Source organism: Arthrobacter sp. KBS0703, from assembly GCF_002008315.2.
Lineage (GTDB): Bacteria > Actinomycetota > Actinomycetes > Actinomycetales > Micrococcaceae > Arthrobacter.
Map to the genome: position 1 here is coordinate 1 of NZ_MVDG02000011.1, position 3649 is coordinate 3649.

The window sequence follows — 3649 nt, forward strand, 5'->3', positions numbered from 1 at the left end:
GCCGCGGCACTGGCCGAAAGGGCCGCCGGCTTCGAGGTTACGGTGGAGGACGATTCCGCAGAGACGTCCCTGATCGCCGTGCAGGGGCCGAAGGCAGAGGCGATTCTGCTGACCCTGGTCCCGGCCGAGCAGCACTCGCTGGTCACGGAGCTCAAGTACTACGCGGCGGTCGAGATAGGTATCGCCGTCAACGGCACTACCCAGGAGCTGCTGCTGGCCCGGACCGGGTACACCGGCGAGGACGGCTTCGAGATCTACGTGCCGAACGAGGACGCAGCGGGCCTGTGGGAGGCGTTGCTGGAAACCGGTGCCGGACACGGGCTCATTCCCGCAGGCCTGGCTTGCCGCGACTCGCTGCGCCTCGAAGCCGGCATGCCGCTCTACGGCAACGAGCTCTCCCGCGAAGGCAACCCCTACGCCGCAGGGCTCGGCCCGGTTGTCTCCCTCGCCAAGGAGTCGGACTTCATCGGCAAGGCCGCACTGAGCGAGCTCAAGGCAGCAGGCGCGGGCTCCACCACCGGCCGCAAGCTGGTCGGCCTCAAGGGCCTGGGCCGCCGGGCAGGCCGCGGGCACTACCCGGTCCTGAAGGATGGCAACGTTGTTGGCGAAGTCACGTCCGGACAGCCCTCGCCGACGCTGGGCTACCCCGTCGCGATGGCCTATGTCGACGTCGAGTTCACCGAACCCGGCACCGCCCTGGACATTGACCTCCGCGGCAAGGCGGAGCCGTTCGAAGTCGTCGCACTGCCTTTCTACAAGCGCGCAAAGTAGTCCGCCCCGCTGGATGAGCTTGTCGAAACCGGTGGTCTCCGCAAGCTCGATCATTGGGGGTTGAGCTTGATGCCACCTGGATCTCGACAAGCCCGATCGGCGGTGCAGCCGCTGGTTGAGCTTGCCGAAACCGCGACTGGCACCCAAGCCCACCACAGATTTTTTAGACAGATGAGAAGTAAGGAATTGGAATGAGCAAAGTAGTTGCTGAACTGAAGTACTCCGCAGAGCACGAGTGGGTTGCTGCTGACGGGGCCGGCCCTGCGGGGATTGGCATCTCGGCCGTGGCTGCCGATGCCCTGGGCGACATTGTGTATGTGGACCTGCCCGAGGTCGGCTCGACCGTGACGGCGGGGGAGACCTGCGGCGAGGTGGAGTCCACCAAGTCCGTCTCGGACCTGTACGCCCCGGTGACGGGCGAGGTCGTCGAGATCAACGATGACGTCGTTTCTGATCCCGCCCTGATCAACAGCGATCCCTACGGTGCCGGCTGGCTGTTCAAGGTCGCCGTGACCGAAGAAGGTCCGCTCATGTCAGCTGAAGAGTACGCCTCCACGAACGGCGGCGAGCTGTGAGCGGGGCAGGCGCCGCAACGGCGGCCTTCGAGCAGGTCGTTTCCCCGTCCCTGGATGCGGAGCTGTCCGCGCTGGATCCGGAGATCGCGGCGAAGATCGACGACGAACTGACCCGGCAGCGCAACGGGCTGGAGATGATCGCGTCGGAGAACCACACCGCGGTCGCGGTGATGCAGGCGCAGGGTTCGGTGCTGACGAACAAGTACGCCGAGGGCTACCCCGGGAAGCGGTATTACGGCGGCTGCGAGCACGTTGACGTGATCGAGCAACTCGCGATCGACCGCGTCAAGGCCCTGTTCGGGGCCGAGTACGCGAACGTGCAGCCGCACTCCGGCGCGCAGGCGAACGCTTCCGTAATGCACGCGCTGATCCGTCCGGGCGACACGATCATGGGCCTGAACCTGGCGCATGGCGGGCACCTGACTCACGGGATGCGGATTAACTTCTCCGGCCGGCTCTACAACGTCATCCCCTACCAGGTCCGCGAAGAGGACCACCGGATCGACATGGCCGAAGTGGAGCGCCTCGCCCTCGAGCACAAGCCGGCGCTGATTGTGGCCGGCTGGTCCGCCTACGCCCGGCAGCTCGACTTCGCCGAGTTCCGCCGCATCGCCGACCTCGTGGGCGCGTACCTGATGGTGGACATGGCGCACTTCGCCGGGCTGGTCGCCGCCGGGCTGCACCCGTCCCCGGTGCCGCACGCGCACGTCACCACGTCTACGACGCACAAGACACTTGCCGGTCCTCGCGGCGGGATCATCCTTTCCAACGACGCCGACATCGCCAAGAAGATCAACTCGGCGGTGTTCCCAGGCCAGCAGGGCGGCCCGCTGGAACACGTCATCGCCGGCAAGGCCGTGGCCTTCAAGATCGCCGCCTCTGAGGAGTTCCGGGAGCGGCAGGAGCGGGTGCTGGCCGGCGCCCGGATCCTGGCCGAGCGCCTGGTCCGGCCGGACGTCACCGCGAAGGGGATTAACGTGATCTCCGGCGGCACGGACGTGCACCTGGTCCTGGTGGACCTGCGCGACTGTGAACTGGACGGGCAGCAGGCCGAGGACCGGCTCGCGGAAATCGACATCACGGTCAACCGCAACGCCGTGCCGTTCGACCCGCGTCCGCCGATGGTGACTTCGGGGCTGCGGATCGGCACCCCGGCCCTGGCCACCCGCGGGTTCGGCGAGGCCGCCTTCGCCGAGGTCGCGGACATCATCGCCGAGGCCCTGATCGCCGACGCCGGCGCGGACCTTTCCGGTCTGCGCGCACGTGTGGAGGCCCTCGCGGAAGCCCACCCGCTTTACCCCTGTCTCTTATACACATCTAGATGTGTATAAGAGACAGGTGCAGGCCTGACCGAGGCCACCAAGTCCGCGCTGCTGGCGGCGAACTACATCGCCTCCCGGCTGAACGAGTTCTTCCCGGTCCTGTACACCGGCGAAGGCGGACTGGTGGCGCACGAGTGCATCCTTGACCTGCGTGATCTGACGGCCCGGACCGGCGTCACGGCCGAGGACGTTGCCAAACGGCTGATCGACTTCGGCTTCCACGCACCCACGCTGGCGTTCCCCGTGGCCGGGACGCTGATGGTGGAGCCCACCGAGTCCGAGGACCTCGCGGAGATCGACCGTTTCATCGACGCCATGATCACCATCCACGCCGAGATCGAGCAGGTCGCCGCCGGGGACTTCACCCTGGAGGGTTCCCCGCTGCGCAACGCACCGCACACGGCTGCCGCCGTCGTCTCCTCCGACTGGGCCCGCAAGTACCCGCGTGAGCAGGCCGCGTTCCCCGTGCCCGCTCTCAGGCAGGACAAGTACTTCCCGCCGGTGGGCCGCATCGACGGTGCGGCAGGGGACCGCAACCTGGTCTGCTCCTGCCCGCCGCTTTCCGAATTCGAAAACTGATTTCGACCAGCTCAATCACCGGATTGAAAGGATTTTCGCATGACTGAGAACTACACCGCGCTTTACGAAGAGCACAAGAAGGCCGGCGCCTCCTTCACCGACTTCGGCGGCTGGCAGATGCCCTTGAAGTACAGCTCTGAGCTGGCCGAGCACCACGCCGTGCGCTCCGCCGCCGGCCTGTTCGACCTCTCCCACATGGGTGAAGTCTGGGTCACCGGCCCGGACGCTGCGACTTTCCTGGACTACGCCCTGGCGGGCAAACTGTCAGCGGTCGCCGTCGGCAAGGCCAAGTACTCGCTGATCTGCCACGAAGACGGCGGCATCATCGACGACCTGATCTCCTACCGCCGGGGCGACGAGAAGTACCTCGTGGTCCCGAACGCCGGCAACGCCGCGGTGGTC

At 66.7% G+C, this 3649-nt stretch carries 3 protein-coding genes and 2 pseudogenes; all 5 read left to right on the forward strand.

Going from position 1 to position 3649, the window contains the following annotated elements:
• Nucleotides 1–771 (forward strand): glycine cleavage T C-terminal barrel domain-containing protein (locus B1A87_RS22350; RefSeq protein ID WP_144275950.1); only part of this gene is annotated, 771 nt, incomplete at its 5' end.
• 191 nt (nucleotides 772–962) lie between these two features.
• Complete coding sequence (gene gcvH, locus B1A87_RS22355; protein WP_078028487.1) at nucleotides 963–1346, forward strand: glycine cleavage system protein GcvH; 384 nt, start codon at nucleotides 963–965, stop codon at nucleotides 1344–1346.
• Nucleotides 1343–2677: a serine hydroxymethyltransferase gene (gene glyA / locus B1A87_RS22360; protein ID WP_144275951.1), complete on the forward strand. Its 1335-nt coding sequence runs from the start codon at nucleotides 1343–1345 to the stop codon at nucleotides 2675–2677. The genes gcvH and glyA overlap by 4 nt, the downstream gene beginning before the upstream one ends.
• A gap of 6 nt (nucleotides 2678–2683) precedes the next feature.
• A pseudogene (locus B1A87_RS22365) lies at nucleotides 2684–3247 on the forward strand (glycine dehydrogenase (aminomethyl-transferring)); the annotation flags it as partial.
• Between the two features lie 39 nt (nucleotides 3248–3286).
• Nucleotides 3287–3649: pseudogene (locus tag B1A87_RS22370) on the forward strand (glycine cleavage system protein T); the annotation flags it as partial.

Bases quoted from the DNA above. Each gene is read 5' to 3' on its own strand.
- gcvH (WP_078028487.1), top strand. From the start codon at position 963: ATGAGCAAAGTAGTTGCTGAACTGAAGTACTCCGCAGAGCACGAGTGG.